At 74.7% G+C, this 15257-nt stretch carries 15 protein-coding genes and 1 pseudogene; 3 read left to right on the top strand and 13 right to left on the bottom strand.

Translation table 11 applies throughout. The annotated features are described in order from the left end of the window. Window positions 1-15 precede the first annotated feature (15 nt). The 3 genes from QIY60_RS25945 to QIY60_RS25955 form a co-directional block, all read right to left on the bottom strand. Window positions 16-339: a cupin gene (locus tag QIY60_RS25945; protein WP_283144590.1), complete on the bottom strand. Its 324-nt coding sequence runs from the start codon at window positions 337-339 to the stop codon at window positions 16-18. A gap of 160 nt (window positions 340-499) precedes the next feature. Beyond that, window positions 500-1198, bottom strand: coding sequence for a type 1 glutamine amidotransferase domain-containing protein (locus tag QIY60_RS25950; RefSeq protein WP_283144591.1), 699 nt, complete (start codon window positions 1196-1198; stop codon window positions 500-502). A 175-nt stretch (window positions 1199-1373) separates the two neighbouring features. Continuing rightward, window positions 1374-1883, bottom strand: a complete 510-nt coding sequence (locus QIY60_RS25955) for an Lrp/AsnC family transcriptional regulator (protein WP_283144592.1) — start codon at window positions 1881-1883, stop codon at window positions 1374-1376. Between the two features lie 279 nt (window positions 1884-2162). On the opposite strand from QIY60_RS25955, the gene QIY60_RS25960 reads away from it, so the two are divergent. Together QIY60_RS25960 and QIY60_RS25965 are read left to right on the top strand one after the other, a co-directional pair. After that, on the top strand, window positions 2163-3671 hold the full coding sequence (locus tag QIY60_RS25960; protein WP_283146071.1) for an FUSC family protein: 1509 nt from the start codon (window positions 2163-2165) through the stop codon (window positions 3669-3671). Window positions 3672-3801: 130 nt separating this feature from the next. Then, the gene (locus tag QIY60_RS25965; RefSeq protein WP_283144593.1) at window positions 3802-4845 is read left to right on the top strand and encodes a lactonase family protein; all 1044 of its coding nucleotides are present in this window, start codon (window positions 3802-3804) and stop codon (window positions 4843-4845) included. A gap of 95 nt (window positions 4846-4940) precedes the next feature. On the opposite strand, the gene QIY60_RS25970 is transcribed toward QIY60_RS25965, so the two are convergent. From QIY60_RS25970 to QIY60_RS25990, 5 genes are all read right to left on the bottom strand, one after another. Further along, window positions 4941-5867: a hypothetical protein gene (locus tag QIY60_RS25970; protein WP_283144594.1), complete on the bottom strand. Its 927-nt coding sequence runs from the start codon at window positions 5865-5867 to the stop codon at window positions 4941-4943. 95 nt (window positions 5868-5962) lie between these two features. After that, window positions 5963-6997 carry a BadF/BadG/BcrA/BcrD ATPase family protein gene (locus QIY60_RS25975; protein WP_283144595.1) on the bottom strand — a complete coding sequence of 345 codons (1035 nt, stop codon included), beginning with the start codon at window positions 6995-6997 and terminating at the stop codon, window positions 5963-5965. Further along, the gene (locus tag QIY60_RS25980) at window positions 6994-7671 is read right to left on the bottom strand and encodes a uracil-DNA glycosylase (protein ID WP_101392222.1); all 678 of its coding nucleotides are present in this window, start codon (window positions 7669-7671) and stop codon (window positions 6994-6996) included. The genes QIY60_RS25975 and QIY60_RS25980 overlap by 4 nt, the downstream gene beginning before the upstream one ends. A gap of 10 nt (window positions 7672-7681) precedes the next feature. Further along, window positions 7682-8770 (bottom strand): sialidase family protein, encoded by a 1089-nt coding sequence (locus QIY60_RS25985; RefSeq protein ID WP_283144596.1) that lies wholly within the window; start codon window positions 8768-8770, stop codon window positions 7682-7684. 206 nt (window positions 8771-8976) lie between these two features. Then, window positions 8977-10080 (bottom strand): NADH:flavin oxidoreductase/NADH oxidase, encoded by a 1104-nt coding sequence (locus tag QIY60_RS25990; RefSeq protein WP_283144597.1) that lies wholly within the window; start codon window positions 10078-10080, stop codon window positions 8977-8979. A 104-nt stretch (window positions 10081-10184) separates the two neighbouring features. On the opposite strand from QIY60_RS25990, the gene QIY60_RS25995 reads away from it, so the two are divergent. After that, the gene (locus QIY60_RS25995; RefSeq protein WP_283144598.1) at window positions 10185-10532 is read left to right on the top strand and encodes a helix-turn-helix domain-containing protein; all 348 of its coding nucleotides are present in this window, start codon (window positions 10185-10187) and stop codon (window positions 10530-10532) included. A 7-nt stretch (window positions 10533-10539) separates the two neighbouring features. Here QIY60_RS25995 and QIY60_RS26000 read toward each other — a convergent pair whose 3' ends face one another. The 5 genes and pseudogenes from QIY60_RS26000 to QIY60_RS26020 form a co-directional block, all read right to left on the bottom strand. Continuing rightward, complete coding sequence (locus QIY60_RS26000) at window positions 10540-11907, bottom strand: FAD-dependent oxidoreductase (RefSeq protein WP_283144599.1); 1368 nt, start codon at window positions 11905-11907, stop codon at window positions 10540-10542. 69 nt (window positions 11908-11976) lie between these two features. Then, entirely contained in the window at window positions 11977-12594 is a 618-nt protein-coding gene (locus tag QIY60_RS26005; protein WP_283144600.1) for a TetR/AcrR family transcriptional regulator, read from the bottom strand. Window positions 12595-12758: 164 nt separating this feature from the next. Next, window positions 12759-13448, bottom strand: a pseudogene (locus QIY60_RS26010) (HAD-IA family hydrolase); the annotation flags it as partial. 33 nt (window positions 13449-13481) lie between these two features. After that, a complete protein-coding gene (locus QIY60_RS26015) occupies window positions 13482-14174 on the bottom strand; it encodes a phosphatase PAP2 family protein (RefSeq protein WP_283144601.1) in 693 nt (230 codons plus the stop codon). Window positions 14175-14220: 46 nt separating this feature from the next. Next, window positions 14221-15156, bottom strand: coding sequence for a M56 family metallopeptidase (locus QIY60_RS26020; protein ID WP_283144602.1), 936 nt, complete (start codon window positions 15154-15156; stop codon window positions 14221-14223). Between the last annotated feature and the right edge of the window lie 101 nt (window positions 15157-15257).

Here is a 15257-nt window from a genome sequence, read left to right on the forward strand (position 1 = left end):
CCGCGGGCCCGGCCGCTACGCGACCGCCGTGACGGCGGTGAGGAGCACCGCCGAGTCCTCCAGGGCCAGCAGGCCGTGGCGCTCCTTGGGGATCTCGCAGAGCTCGCCGGTGCGCAGCTCCTTGTTGCCGCTGTTCGACGTCAGCCGCACATGGCCGCGCAGCACCTGGAGGGTGGCCGAGAGCGGCGCGTTGTGCTCGTCGAGCTCGGAGTCCGAGGTCAGCGCGATCACGCTCTGCCGCAGCGCGCCGTCGTGCACGATGAGATGGGCGCTGCGGCCGTGCGAGGCGAGGCGTGCCTTGGCCAGGTGCTCCTCCGCGAGCGCTGCGAGGTCCTGCATGGATCTGTCCCCTTGCTGAGCCGGGCGGCTGTGCTCCGATTCCGTACAGGCGTCTTCTGTACGGGCCTCTTCCCTACGGGCGTCTTCCGTACGGGCGTCGCTCCCAAGCCTTCCGGCTCCCGGGCGGGACGCAACTCGGGGGCCGGACAGGCCCTGGGCGTCAGGCGGCCAGCCGCTTCAGGAGCTCGGCGGCCAGCGGACCGGCGGACGCCGGGTTCTGCCCGGTCACCAGATTGCGGTCGACGACCACGTGCGGGGCCCACGGCTCGCCCTCCTGGAAGTCGGCGCCGAACTCCACCAGACGGTCCTGGAGCAGCCACTTCGCCTTGTCCGCGAGGCCCGCCTGGGTCTCCTCGGCGTTGGTGAAGCCGGTCAGCCGGTAGCCCGCGAACGCGTTGGAGCCGTCCTCGCCGGTCGCGGCGAGCAGTGCGGCCGGGGCGTGGCACACCACGCCGAGCGGCTTGCCCGAGGCGAGCGCGCCGGTCAGCAGCCTGCCGGAGTCGGCGTCGACCGCCAGGTCCTCCATCGGGCCGTGGCCGCCGGGGTAGAACACCGCGTCGTACGCGTCGAGGTCGACCTCCTCCAGCTTCACCGGGCGCCGGAGCTCGTCCATCGAGGCCAGCGTCTCGGCGACGCGGTCGGCGTTCTCCTGGCCGCCGTTGACCTCGGCGGCCAGGCTGCCCTTGTCGACGGGCGGGACGACCCCGCCGGGCGTGGCGACCACGATCTCGTGGCCCGCGCCGGTGAACGCCTCGTACGGCGCCACGGCCTCCTCCGCCCAGAAGCCGGTCGGGTGCAGGGTGCCGTCGGCGAGCGTCCACTGGTCGGCGCCGGTCATCACGAAAAGGATCTTTGCCATGTCAGATGTCTCCGAGGGAGTCGGGCCGCGCCGGGATGCCGGGGCGGCCCGGGGAAGGTGCGGGCTGCGGCGCCGAGGGCTTGGTGGGCCGTCGCGCCGATGTCCTCGAACGTAGACCCGTCTTCGTTGGGCGGCCAATGGAGAACCGCATGGCAGCCATGGGAAATCCGATGGGTCAGCGGGAATGCGCGCCGGTGCCGCTCTCCTGCGGTGCTCCGGCGGCCCGCCCCACCGCCTCCACCAGCGGCAGCAGCCGGTGCGCCACCCGCTCGCGCAGGGCCACCTCGGTGCGGGTGCGCACCACGCCCGGGAGCTGGATCAGGCGCTGGATGACGTCTTCGAGATGACCGGCGTCCCGGGCCACGACACGGGTCAGCAGATCGCCGCCGCCTGTGATCGAGAACGCCTCGACGATCTCCGGAACGGCCGCGAGGGCGTCGCCCACCTCGTCGAGATGGCCCTGGGTGACCTCGACGTGGACGAAGGCGAGGACGGGGTGGCCGAGGGCCGCGGGGGAGAGGAACGGGCCCGTCCCGGTGATCACCCCGTCCCGCTCCAGGCGGTCGAGCCGCGCCTGGAGCGTGCCGCGCGCGATGCCGAGCAGCCGTGCGTACTCCCGCACGCTGGTGCGCGGCCGTTCGATGAGGAGCCGCAGGATCCGGGTGTCGAGCGCGTCCACCGCCATGGTCCGTTGGTCCCTTCCTGGTCCTGTCGTACGCGATTCAACTGTACCAATGGCCCAGTCGGGACGAGAGCAGTTGAGCCAGTGTCACTGCGGGTGCTTTCCTCTGTATGTAGCAAGTAGATGGCGCTGCGCAGCGCCGGGCGGCGACGACGCCGGTCCCGGACCGCGGCGCCTTTGCCATGTCCGAGGCCGTTGTGCAGCCGTTGTGCCCCGCGCACCGGCAAGCCGAAGAGGGTGTCTGCTCCAGCGAAGGGGGGCGCGGCGACCGCCGTGAAGAGGATGTTTGTGGCTCCGGATCCGGGGCTGTTGCGACTGAGGGTCTCCGTACGGGCCGTCCTGGGCATCGGCCTGGCGGTCACCGCCGCCGAGCTCTGCGGGATGTCCCTGCCCGCCTCCATCACCGCGGGCCTGGCCGCGCTCCTCGCGCTCTTCACCGTCGGCGACGCCACCGTCCGGGGCCAGGCGCTCACCACCGCGCTCCTCCCGGCCGTGGGCTTCCCCGTGCTCGCCCTGGCCACGGCGCTGCACGGCACTCCGTTGCTGCGCGACACCGCCTGGCTCGCCGTGGTCTTCGCGGGGGTCTACGCCCGCCGCTGGGGCCCACGCGGCCACGCGCTCGGCATCTTCGGCTTCATGATGTTCTTCACGACCCAGTTCCTGCACGCCGTCCCGGCGCAGCTGCCCGAGCTGTACGGGGCGATCGCGCTGGCGATCGCCGCCTCGGCGCTGGTCCGCTTCGGCGTGTGGTGCATCGAGCGGCGCACCCCGCCGCCCGCCGCCCCGGCCCCGCTCAGCGGCCGGGGGCTGGCCCGGCCCACCACCCGCCAGGCCTTCCAGGCCACGGCCGCCTGTGCCATCGCGGTCGCGGCGGGCCAGTTCCTGTCGCACGAGCGCTGGTACTGGGCCGTCGGCACGGCCTGGTGGATCTTCGTGAACACCGCGTCGCGGGGCGAGACCCTGGTCCGCGGCTTCCGCCGGGTCCTTGGCACGGTCGCGGGCATCGCCGCCGGTCTGCTCGTCGCCCTGCCGCTGCACGGCGCGCCCGCGCCGACGGCCGCGCTGGTCGCGGTCTGCGTCTTCGGGATCTTCTACACGGCGGCGCCGTCGTACAGCTGGATGATGTTCTTCGTCACCGTCATGGCCGGACTGCTCTACGGGCTGCTCGGCGTGCTCCACCCCGGCCTCCTGCTGCTGCGCTTCGAGGAGACCGCGGTGGGCGCCCTCGGCGCGGCGGCGGCCGTCGCGCTCGTCCTGCCGGTCACCACGCACGCGGCGACGAACGCCTGGATCCAGCGCGCGCTGCACTGTGTGCGCGGCTGCACCAGCGCGGCGACCCGACGGCTCGCCGGGGACGACGGCGCCGACCCCGCGCCGCACGCCGCCGAGCTGGAGCTGCTGCTCGGCCGCGTCCGCCTCGCCCTCGCGCCGCTGGTCCACCCGCTCAGCCCGCTGAAGGGCCGCAGGTCGCGGGCCCGGCAGGTGATCGCCCTGCTGGACGACTGCGCCCGCGAGGTGCGCGGCCTGGCCGCCGTGGCATCCGACCCGACCGCCTCGCACGACGCCCGGCTGACGGCGGCGTGCGACCGCGTCGAGGCGGCGGTGGAGGCCCTGGTGACCCCGGCGGCGCGCGCGTGCGCGGCGGCACCGGCGCCCGCTCCTGAGCCCCACCCGCACCACCACCCGGCGGCCGAGGCGGCCCTGCGCCATCTGCACGCCCTGGAGCACGCCCTGGCCGCCCTGGCCACGCCGCTGCGCACGTCACCGCGAGCCCCGGCCCTCACGGCCTGACCCGTCGGCGACGCCCGCGACACGGCGGGCCACCCGCACCCCCCAGTTGGTCTAGACCGCCTGCTACGGTCGCCGCAGTCGGCGCCGGGGCCCAGCCCCGGCGCGCAGTCGCGCGGAGAGGGGTAGCACGGTGGCCGAGAGCAGCGCCGGGCGGGCATTCATCGGGTCGTTCACCACGGCGGGCGGGAGGGGCGTGACCGTCGCCGCCGTGGACGCGCTGACCGGCGCGCTCACCCCGCTCGGCGCCACCGACGCCCTGCCCGACCCCTCGTTCCTGGTCCTGTCGGCCGACGCGGCCGTGCTGTACGCGGTGGGCGAGAGCGAGCACGGCACGGCCGCCGCCTTCGACGTCACCGGCGACACCCCGGTCCTGCTCGGCGAGCCGGTGCCGGTGGACGGCGCCGCCCCGACCCACCTCGCGCTCGCCGCCGGCCACCTGGTGACCGCCAACTACACGTCGGGCAGCGTCAGCACGCTCCCGGTGCGCCCCGACGGCCGCTTGGGCCCCGCCGCGTACGTCCTCAAGCACCACGGCTCCGGCCCCGACCCCGAGCGCCAGAGCGGCCCGCACGCCCACCAGGTGCTGCCGGACCCGAGCGGGCGCTGGCTGCTGAGCGTCGACCTCGGCACCGACTCCGTGCGCGTCTGCGCGCTCGACCCGGCGACCGGCGTCCCGCGCCCGCACGCCGAGACCGCGCTGCGCCCCGGCAGCGGCCCGCGCCACCTGGCCTTCCACCCCGACGGCCGGCACGCGTACGTCCTGAACGAGCTGGAGCCCACGCTCGTCGTCTGCCGCTGGGACGCCGCCACGGGCACCCTGGAGCCGCTGGGGGAGACCCGGGTGATCCACGACGGCGTGACGACCGGGACGTTCCCCTCCGAGGTCGTCGTCGCGCGCGACGGACGCTTCCTCTGGGTCGCCAACCGGGGCCACGACTCCCTCGCGACGCTCGCGCTCGACCCGGACGGCGAGCGCGCCGCCCTGGTGGCCACCGTGGACTGCGGCGGGCGCTGGCCGCGCCATCTGACCCTCGACCCCGCGGGCCGCCGCCTCTACGCGGCCAACGAGCGCTCCGGCGACGTCACCTGGTTCGACCTGTACGAGGAGAGCGGCATCCCGCGCCGGGCCGGCTCCGTGCCCGCCCCCGCGGCCTCGTGCGTCGTCTTCGGCTGAGCCGACGCCTCCCGCCGCGCGCACGCGAAGGGCCCGCACCGTCATCGGGTGCGGGCCCTTTCGCGTCACATGTACGCGTACGAGTACCGGGTACGTCAGTGCACCGGGGAGCCCTGCGGCTGCGGCGTGATGCCCAGCGCGGCCGCGTACTGCGACAGCACGAGCTTGCCGATCGCCGGGTAGGCGCCCAGCGGCTCGGCCGCCGGGCAGCCGGCCTCCTTGGCGGCGGCGTCGAGCAGCCCGTCCGCGACCTCGGGGCCGATCAGGTACGGGGCGACCGCGAGCTGCGCCGAGCCGGAGCCGCGCAGCTGCTCGGCCATGGCGGCGATCGAGCCCTCCTGGTCGAGCGCGGCGGCCATCACGGGCACGGCGAGCCGGGCGGCCAGCAGCATGCCGGTGATCCCGGCGGCCTGCACGGCCTCCTCGCCGCCGACCGTCGCCAGGATGATGCCGTCGGCGGCGGTGGCCACCGTGAACAGCCGGGCGCGGTCGGCGCGGGCCAGACCGGCCTCGGAGAGGCGCACGTGCAGGGCCTCGGCGAGCAGCGGGTGCGGGCCGAGGACGTCGGTCAGCTCGGCGGCGGCGCGGCTGTCCATGACGGCCTGGCGCACCCGGCGGACCATCGCGCTGTCGGGGCCCGCGAGCAGCGGCACGACGACGGCGACGGGGCCGTCGGGGGCGGCCACGTCCTGGCCGGCGGCACGGGCCTGCTCGTAGCGGGCGGTGCGCTCGGCGGCGGTGTGCGCGAGCACGGCGTCGAGCGGGGGGAACTCCACGGACGCGGCGTCGGCGTCCAGGTAGCCGATCCGGGCGTCGAGGCCGGGCAGCTCGGAGCGCGCGATGCTGATGACTTCCTCCGCCAGGGCGCGCACGGCGGGGGAAGGAGTACCGGGAACGGCGAGGACGAGCGCGGGCGCACCCTCGGGAGCGACCACCGGCTCCGGGCGGCGGTGCCGCCCTGGCTGGCGGGGTCGCGGCATTCGTACAGGCAGGCCGGATGCGGGCCCAGTGGGGGAGCTCATGGCGCCGCATGCTACTGGCTTTGCGGGCGCGGGTGTTCGGGGAGGGGGCAGGTGAGCGGTATCTGTCCGTATTTATCCCCTGAGTGACATTGTCCTCAACCGTCCCGCTCTGTCGTCACCCGCAACATGCGCGGATGGTGCGGCAGTCGCAGCTCCTCGCGGGCCAGCGCGGAGGCGATCAGCAGGGCTCCGGCGAGCGGATCTCCCGCCGCGGGGACCGTCCGCGCGTGCGGCGCCAGGGACGCGAGCTCCTGCCGTACGGGAACGAGCAGCGCGTCGCCGATGTGGAACAGGCCACCGGTGAGCGCCACTTCGCATTCGCTCACACTTTCGTTCACGGTCCCGTGAGCGCTGTGGCCGTCTGCCGGACCGGCCTCGGGGCACACCGCGGCCGCCGACTCGGCGATGTTCCGGGCCGCCTCCCGCAGGATCGACGCCGCGATGGGGTCGAACGCCGCGCAGCGCGCCACTTCGGGCGCGAACGACGCCAGCACGGCGGGCCGGTCGGTGCGCGGATACAGCAGTCCGGGCAGCTCCGCCGCCGGGCCGAACAGCGCCTCGGCCCGCTCGCGCAGCGCGGCCGAGCCACCGCGCCGGCCGTCGTGGGCGCGCATCGCCGCCTCCAGCCCCGCGCGGCCGATCCAGGCGCCGCCGCCGCAGTCGCCGAGCAGATGGCCCCAGCCGTCGGCCCGCCGCCACCGCGTCAGATCCGTGCCGAGCGCGATCATTCCGGTGCCCGCGGCCACCACCGCGCCGGGGCGCTGGCCGAGCGCTCCCGCGTACGCCGTCACGCCGTCGGCGGCCAGCGCGAGGCGCCGCACCCCCAGCGCACCGGCGAGGGCGGCGGGCAGCTTGGCCCGCAGGTCGTCGCCGAGCGAGGCCATCCCGGCGGCGCCCACGGCCACCGCCGCCACCCGGTCCGCGCCGGTCCGGGCCAGCAACTCCTGGGCGGCGGGCACCAGTTGCCCGAGCAGATGCCCGGCGTCGATCCCGGCGGGGCCGGTCCGTACCGGCTCGTCCGACGCCAACACCTCGGCCGGGGCGCCCGCTTCGGCCCGGCCGAGCGCGAACCGCACTCCGGACCCGCCCGAGTCGACCCCGAGCACCCAGGCGTCGCCGCCGACTGTCACGGCAGGCGCCAGTCGACCGGCTGCGCGCCCTGCCGGACCAGGAGGTCGTTGGCGCGGCTGAACGGCCGCGACCCGAAGAAGCCCCGGTCGGCCGACATCGGCGAGGGGTGCGCGGACTCGATCGCCGGGAGCTCGCCGAGCAGCGGGCGCAGATTGCGGGCGTCGCGCCCCCACAGCACCGAGACCAGCGGGGTCCCGCGCGCGGTCAGCGCGCGGATGGCCTGCTCGGTCACCTCCTCCCAGCCCTTGCCGCGGTGCGCGGCGGGCTTGCGGGGCGCGGTGGTCAGCGCCCTGTTCAGGAGCAGGACGCCCTGCCGCGTCCAGGGCGTCAGGTCCCCGTTGGAGGGCCTGGGCAGCCCCAGGTCGGTGTGCATCTCGCGGAAGATGTTCTCCAGGCTGCCCGGCAGCGGACGCACCTCGGGGGCGACCGAGAAGGAGAGCCCCACGGCGTGCCCCGGCGTCGGATACGGGTCCTGGCCCACGATCAGCACCCGGACGTCCTGGAACGGCTGCTGGAAGGCCCGCAGGACGTGCTGTCCTGCCGGGAGGTAGGTGCGCCCCTGCGCGATCTCCTGGCGGAGGAAGTCGCCCATCGAGGCGATCCGTCCGGCCACAGGCTCCAGAGCGTCCGCCCACCCGGGCTCGACGATCTCTTTCAACGGTCGTGCTGCCACGGCCGTCACTCTACTGGCGGATCACCGCCGCCCGTACGCACAGGACGTCGGGCAGGTGCGAGGCGAGCAGGTGCCAGGTGTCGCCGTCGTCCGCGCTCGCGTACACCTCGCCGTTGCGGTTTCCGAAGTACACGCCCGCCGGGTCGGCGTCGTCGGTGCACAGGGCGTCGCGCAGCACCGTGCCGTAGTGCGCCTCCGAGGGCAGTCCGGCCGACAGCGGGTCCCAGGTGCGGCCGCCGTCCTCGGTCCGGAAGACCCGGCACCTGTTCTCGGCCGGGACCCGGTCCGAGTCGGCCGTGATCGGGAAGACGTAGGCGGTGCCGGGGCGGCGGGGGTGGGTCGCGGCGGCGAACCCGAACGTGGACGGCAGGCCCTCGCCGATGTCCTGCCACCGCTCGCCGCCGTCGTCGCTGCGGTAGACGCCCCAGTGGTTCTGCAGGAACAGCCGGTCGGGGTCGGCCGCGTCCTGCGCGATCTTGTGCACGCACTGGCCGAACTCGGGGTGCTGGTCGGGCAGGAACACCGCCGACACGCCCTTGTTGGCGGGCGCCCAGCTCTCGCCGCCGTCCCGGGTGCGGAAGACCCCGGCCGTGGACACCGCGACGGTCACCGCCCGGGCGTCCCGGGGGTCGGTGACGATGGTGTGCAGGCCCTCGCCGCCGCCTCCCGGAACCCACTGCGAGCGCGTCGGGTGCTCCCACAGCGGGCGCACCAGGGCGAAGCTCTCGCCGCCGTCCTCGGAGCGGAAGAGCGCGGCCGGTTCCGTCCCCGCGTAGACCACGTCGGGCGCCTCCGGGCCCGCCGGGTGCAGCTGCCACACCCGCTCCAGCGACCTCCCGGTGAACTCGGGGAACTTCACGGCCGGTCGGGGCGGCTCCACCCAGGTCTCGCCCAGGTCGTCCGAGCGGAAGACGGAGGGGCCCCAGTGCGCGCTGTCCCCGCCGACGAGCAGCCGGGGGACCGTGCGCCGGGTGTCGATCGCGATCGAGTAGACCGCCTGGGCATTGAAGTGCGGACCGTCGAACCGCCAGTCGCCGCCGTGCCTGCGGCCGATGAACAGTCCCTTGCGCGTCCCCACGGTGAGCAGTACGTCGGTCATCCCGACCCCTCCAAAACGCCGTTGTCCCGGATAGTGGCCAGTCTGCACCCGACCACTGACAGCGGCCCCCGCAGACGGCGTCCGCGCAGGTCGGAGCGCGTGGACGGGCCTCGCGGGGCCCTCCGGGACACCGGTCCGGCCGCCCCGTCCGCATTTCACCCGTACGAGAGCGGAGTGACCATGCGACCAGGCGGCCGGAGTCGGGCTCAGATCGCCCAGCCGTACTGGTCCGGCACCCGCACCTCGCCGCCCAGCTCACGGGCCGCCTGGAGGGCCCAGGACGGGTTGCGCAGCAGCTCCCGGCCGAGCAGGATCGCGTCCGCCTCGCCGTTGGCCAGGATCTTCTCGGCCTGGGCGGGCTCGGTGATCAGACCGACGGCGGCGACGGGCAGCGGGGTCTCCTTCTTGACCCGGGCCGCGAAGGGAACCTGGTAGCCGGGCCCCGTCGGAATGCGGATGCCCGAGACGTTGGCGCCGCTCGACACGTCGAGGAGGTCCACGCCGTGCTCCTTGAGCAGCCCGGCGAAGCGCACGGTGTCGTCGACGGTCCAGCCGCCCTCGTCCAGCCAGTCGGTGGCCGAGATCCGGAAGAACAGCGGCAGCTCCTCGGGCCACACCGCCCGTACGGCGTCGGTGACTTCGAGCGCGAAGCGGGTGCGGTTCTCGAACGAGCCGCCGTACGCGTCGGTGCGCCTGTTGGAGTGCGGGGAGAGGAACTCGCCGATCAGATAGCCGTGGGCGCCGTGGATCTCGACGACCTTGAACCCGGCTTCCCGCGCACGCCGGGCCGCGTCCGCGAACTGCCCGACGACCTCCTTGATCTGATCGATCGTCAGCTCGGTCGGTACGGCGTGCCGCTCGCTGAACGGCACCGGGCTCGGCCCGACCGGCTGCCAGCCCTCTTCCGCGCCCGGGGCGATCGGCGCGCCGCCCCGCCAGGGTCGGTCGGTCGAGGCCTTCCGTCCGGCGTGGGCTATCTGGATGCCGGGCACCGTGCCCCGCTCCTCCAGGAAGCGGGTGATCCGGCGGAACGCCTCGACCTGGGTGTCGTTCCAGATGCCGAGGTCGGCCGGGGAGATCCGGCCCTCGGGGGCCACCGCGGTGGCCTCGACGAGGATCAGGCCCGTGCCGCCGGCCGCGCGGGCCGCGTAGTGGGCGAAGTGCCAGTCGTTCGCCACGCCCGCGTTCGGCCCGAACACCTCGGCGCTGTACTGGCACATCGGCGCCATCCAGATGCGGTTCGGGACGGTCAGCGACCGCAGGGTCCAGGGCTCGAACAGGGCACTCGCAGCAGGCACGGCAGACTCCATTCAGGACGGCCGCGGCGCCACGGGGCGGCGCCGGGTCCGCTTCGTACGATACGCATCGTAGTACGGGAGATGTCAAACTACGATGACTCTCGTACAATGAGTGGGTGTCCACAGCAACGAGCAAGCGCGAACTCGACCACCCGGCGCGCGACGAGATCCGTCTGGAGGCCGTGCTGCACGCGCTCTCCGACCCCGTCCGGCTACGGGTGGTGCGCGATCTGGCGACCGCCGACGGCGAGCTCTCCTGCTCGTACTTCGACCTGCCCGTCACCAAGTCCACGACCACGCACCACTTCCGCGTGCTGCGCGAGAGCGGCGTCATCCAGCAGACCTACCGGGGCACCGCCAAGATGAACGGCCTGCGCCGCACGGACCTGGAGGAGCTCTTCCCCGGCCTGTTCGACCGGATCCTGGAGGCAGCGGCCCTCCAGGGGGCGCGGCTCGGCGGCTGAGCAGCGCTCAGCCTTCGCGCGTGCCCAGCGCCGCCGTCAGCAGACCGTCCCAGTCGGCGATCTTCACCGGGCCCCGGCCCAGCGAGCGCCCGAGCTCCGCCTCCGCCGCCTCGATGTCCAGCCAGCCCCGCCACCGGACGGGCCGCAGCCCCGACTCCCGCATGGCGTCCACCGGTTCGCCCTCCACGGGCCGCCGCGCGAGGGCGTCCGCGTCCTGAAGGAGCGAGGTCACCGTCTCCTTGGCGCACGGGCGGTTGGTGCCGATGACGCCCGTCGGGCCGCGCTTGATCCACCCCGCCACGTACTCGCCGGGCGACGGCACGCCGTCGCGCAGGACGCGTCCGGCCGCGTGCGGGACGGTCCCCGTCGCCGGGTCGAACGGCAGGCCCGCGAGCGGCACGCCCAGATAGCCGACCGCCCGCAGCACCAGCTGCGCCTCGATCTCCTCGTACGTGCCGGTGCCGCGCACGCCCCCGGCACCGTCCGGGGCGGTGTGCTCGAACCGGACGCCGCCCACCCGCCCGTCCCGCTCCAGGATCTCCACCGGACGCAGGAAGAACCGCAGCCGCAGCGTGCGCTCCACGCCGCGCGGCTCGCGGTCCGGCGCCGCCCAGCCGCGCAGCACCTCGACGTTGCGGCGGACGGCGGCGGGCAGCGCGGAGGGGTCCGAACAGGCCGGGTCCAGGGCCAGTTCGGCGGCGTCCGCCACGGCCTCGGCGCCCGGCAGCGAGCCCAGCTCGCGCAGCTCCTTCGTGGTGAACTTCGCCTGCGAGGGGCCGCGCCGGGCCACCATGTGCACCTCGCGCACCCGGCTCGCCGCCAGCGCGCCCAGCGCCGAGTGCGGCACGTCGGTGGGGCGCAGCTCGTCGGCGCCGCGCGACAGGATGCGGGCCACGTCGACCGCCACGTTGCCCGCGCCGATGACGACGGCCGAGCGGGCGGTCAGCCATTCGAGGGAGAAGCCGCCCGCTCCCGCGTCGGGGTGGGCGCTGTACCAGGAGACGAAGTCGGTGGCCGAGCAACTGCCCGGCAGGTCCTCGCCGGGAATGCCGAGCCGGCGGTCGGCGGACGCGCCCACGCAGTACACCACCGCGTGGTAGAGCCGCAGCAGCCGCTCCGGCGACACGCCCCCGGGCCCGATCTCGACGTGCCCGAGGAAGTTGATGCGCTCGTCCTCCAGGACGGTCCGCAGGTTGTTCTGGAGCGACTTGATCTTCTCGTGGTCGGGCGCCACCCCGTAGCGCACCAGGCCGTACGGGCAGGGCAGCCGGTCCAGGACGTCGACCCGCAGCCCCGGTACCGCGCTCTGGGCGACCAGGGACTGGGCGGTGTAGACCCCGCTCGGCCCGGAACCGACGACGGCGATGCGCAGCACGAAGGGTGCTCCCTTCCCGCAGGAGGATCCCACCAGGGACTCCAGCATCGCACCGGGGCGGGCGCGACGTCAGGGGACGGCGACGGGTTTCCCCTGCGGCGGCGGGTTGCCGAGCTCCCAGTCGAGCCCGAACCGCTGGAACAGCTCGGCCCGCAGCCGGGGCACCTCCATGGGCGCGCCGGGCAGCAGCGCCGCGAAGACCGCGCCCATCAGGAGCGCCCGCAGCATCGGGTAGTCGGCGTCCACGTCCGTCGAGCCGTACCGCTCCATGGTGTCCCGCAGCAGCCAGGACAGGCGCTGCTGCTCGGGGCACTGCACGAACCCCTCGGCCTGGAGGATCCCGGCCATGTGGGCGCGCATCAGCACGGGGTGGACCTTGGTGAGGCCCAGTATGGCGTCGATGGCGCGGGCCAGCCGCTCCCGGCCGTCGTCGGTGCGCGGCTCCTGCTCCAGGCCCGCCTCCAGGGTCAGGTGCATGACCCGGTGGACGGCCGACTGGAGCAGCTGGCGCTTGCCGGGGAAGTAGTACGAGACGAGACCGCGCGCCGAACCGGCCCGGTCGGCGATGTCGCCGAGGGTCGTCGCCTCGTAGCCGCGCTCCGCCACCAGCTCGACCGTCGCCTGGAGCAGCCGTTCACGGGAACGTCGGCGCAACTCTTCATTGACCGATGCGCTGCGCGGGGACATGCTGTAACTCCTGCGTTGACTGGCTCTGAGCCAATATACTCAGGTCACCGTATGCGGGAACCCCTCCCGGGGGTTCTGGCCTGCGGATTTGCTGCCCTTTCTGGGTGACGCGGGGGATCACCCAGGAGGGGCGGCCCTTCTTTGCCCTGCTCTGCGTCCCGGTCGACGACGTCGAGGACGGGGACCAGCCCGGCCGGCCGCTCCCCGACCGGCAGATGGTCCACGAAGTGGACGGCGCAGCCGAGTGCCGCGGCGCCGCCGTCCGCCCGGCGGTCGTCGCCCACCATCAGCACCTCGCCCGGCTCCCGCCCGATCGCCTCGCAGGCCGCCCGGAACAGCCGCGCGTCCGGCTTCTGCACCCCGTGCTCGTACGACAGGACGTACGCGTCCACCAGGCCGTCCAGGCCGTGGGCGCGGAACACCGGGCGCAGGTCCCAGCCGATGTTGCTCACCACCGCCACGCGCGCGCCCCGCTCGCGCAGCCCCATCAGGACCGCCCGCGCGTCGGGATAGGGGTGCCAGGCGGCGGGGGTCATGTGCCGTTCGTAGAGCGCGGTGTACAACTGCGGATCCGGCAATGTCACCCGCTTCGCGAGCCCGGTGTACGCGGCCCGGTGGAGCTCGGCGCTGCGGTCGCGGGTCGCCCACAGCTCCGCCAGGTGCGGCGGCAGGTACGAGGGGTCCGCGCCGCCGGGCAGCGCCCCCGCCTCGGTCAACTCCTCGGCATGCCGGGTGAGTTGCTCCTCTGGGACCGCGATGCCCCGCTCGTCGAGGACGGCGCGCAGCCAGTCCCGCGTGGACTCGACGCGGAACAGCGTCCCGGAGAAGTCGAACAGCACACCCTTGATCGCCATGGCCGCGATCCTTCCCCGCCGGCCCCGGCCGATTCAAGCCCCGTCGGCAGGCTGCGGCCGGTTCGCGCCGCATCTCCCGTACGCCGCCGCCGACAGCGCCACCAGAGCCGCGCCGATCAGCCAGCCGCCGACCACGTCCGAGAGCCAGTGGACGCCGAGATAGACCCGGGTGAAGCCCACCCCGAGCACCGAGACGGCGCCCGCCGCGGCCACCGCCCGCCACACCGCCGGGCGGGCGCCACGGGCGACGGCCAGCCACAGCAGGAGTCCGAATGTCACCGTCACGGTGAGCGCGTGGCCCGACGGGAAGGCCGAGTACGACGCGGAATCGACGGGATCCGGCCAGCTGGGCCGCTCCCGCCCGAGCGCCGCCTTCAGGCTCTGCTGGACGAAGGTGCCGAGCGCGCTCGTCGCCGCCGCCCACAGCGCGAGGCGCCGTCCGCCGCGTACGAAGAGGGCGACGACCACCACGGCCAGCAGGGCGCGCATCGTCCAGGTGTCCCAGACCCAGTCGGTGAGCACCCGGTTGACGTGGGTGAGCCCCGGCTCGGCCACGGCCCTCCTGTGGAGCCCGTCGGCGACCGTGCGGTCCAGGACCATCAGCGGCCCCCACTCGGCCGCCACAAGGGCCAGCAGGAGGCCGGAGAGGGCCGCCAGGGCCGCGCCCGCGCGGGCAGGACCGGTGGCGGCGGCGAGGGCGCGCGTCGGCGCGGGTGCGATGGGCATGGGTTCGATCCTCGCTGAGGTGCCGACGGGGCGTTCGAGGCGGAGGCTAACCCAGGGCGCGCAGGCCCGGGACGAAGGCCACGAGCAGGGGGACGACCGGGACCAGGGCGGCCGCCGCCGTCAGCCGGAGCCGGTGGCCCGCGGTGAGCCGGGGCGAGGCGGCGAGCAGGCGCTTCACCCGCTGCGGGACCTCGCCGTGCGGGGCCGGGCAGGGGCCGAACAGGCCCCGGTCCTCGTTGAGTTCGACCAGGGCGAGCGCGATCGTCAGCCGCCCGTACCGCCGCGAGGCGACGTCGTCCGCGGCCAGCTCGACCAGCCGGTGCATCTCGTCCCGGAAGGCCGCGAACACCGGGATCTTCGGGAACCCGTTGGCCAGCGCGGCCGAGCAGTTCAGCAGCCAGTGGTGACGGGCGCGCGCGTGGCCCTGCTCATGGGCGAGCACCGCATCGAGCTGACGGCCCTTCAGGCGCCGAAGTGCCGCGGTGGTGATGACCAGTTGGGGGCTGGGTCCCGGCAGCCACCAGGCGTCCGGGCGCTGGGCCTCCAGGACCACCAGCGGCGCCGCGCCGGGCTCCTCGCCGGGCAGCAGCGGCGCCCGCACCAGCAGTTCCGAACGCCGGGCCCGGCGCCGTGCCCGCGCGTCGCGGACCTCCCGGGTGAGCATCGCGGCCGTCCAGGCGCCGCCGCAGAAGAGCAGGACCGCGAGCGCCGCCGACCACGGGCCGTACGGGCCCAGCGCGTACGCGTCGACCACCGCGCGCGGGGCGGTCGCGAACACCTGCCCCCGTACCGTCTGCCAGGCCGCCGCCGCGCTGAAGACCATCGCCAGGGCGAAGCACAGCAGCACCGCCGCCACCACGCACTGCCAGACCCACAGCGCCACCACCGGCTCGCGCTCGGCCCAGTGGGCGCGCGCGAACAGCCGCGGGGCCACCACGGCGGACACGACGCCGAGCGCCAGCAGCGCGAGGGAGACCATCATGGCCTCAGCCTATGAGCGGGGCCCTCCCCATAGGTACGACCTTGCACACCAAGTGACGCACGCCACGTTTTGATCACGATCTTCGGCGGGCGTCGCGGGGT

Origin of the sequence: Streptomyces sp. BPTC-684, from assembly GCF_030028635.1 — a bacterium.
GTDB lineage: Bacteria > Actinomycetota > Actinomycetes > Streptomycetales > Streptomycetaceae > Streptomyces > Streptomyces noboritoensis.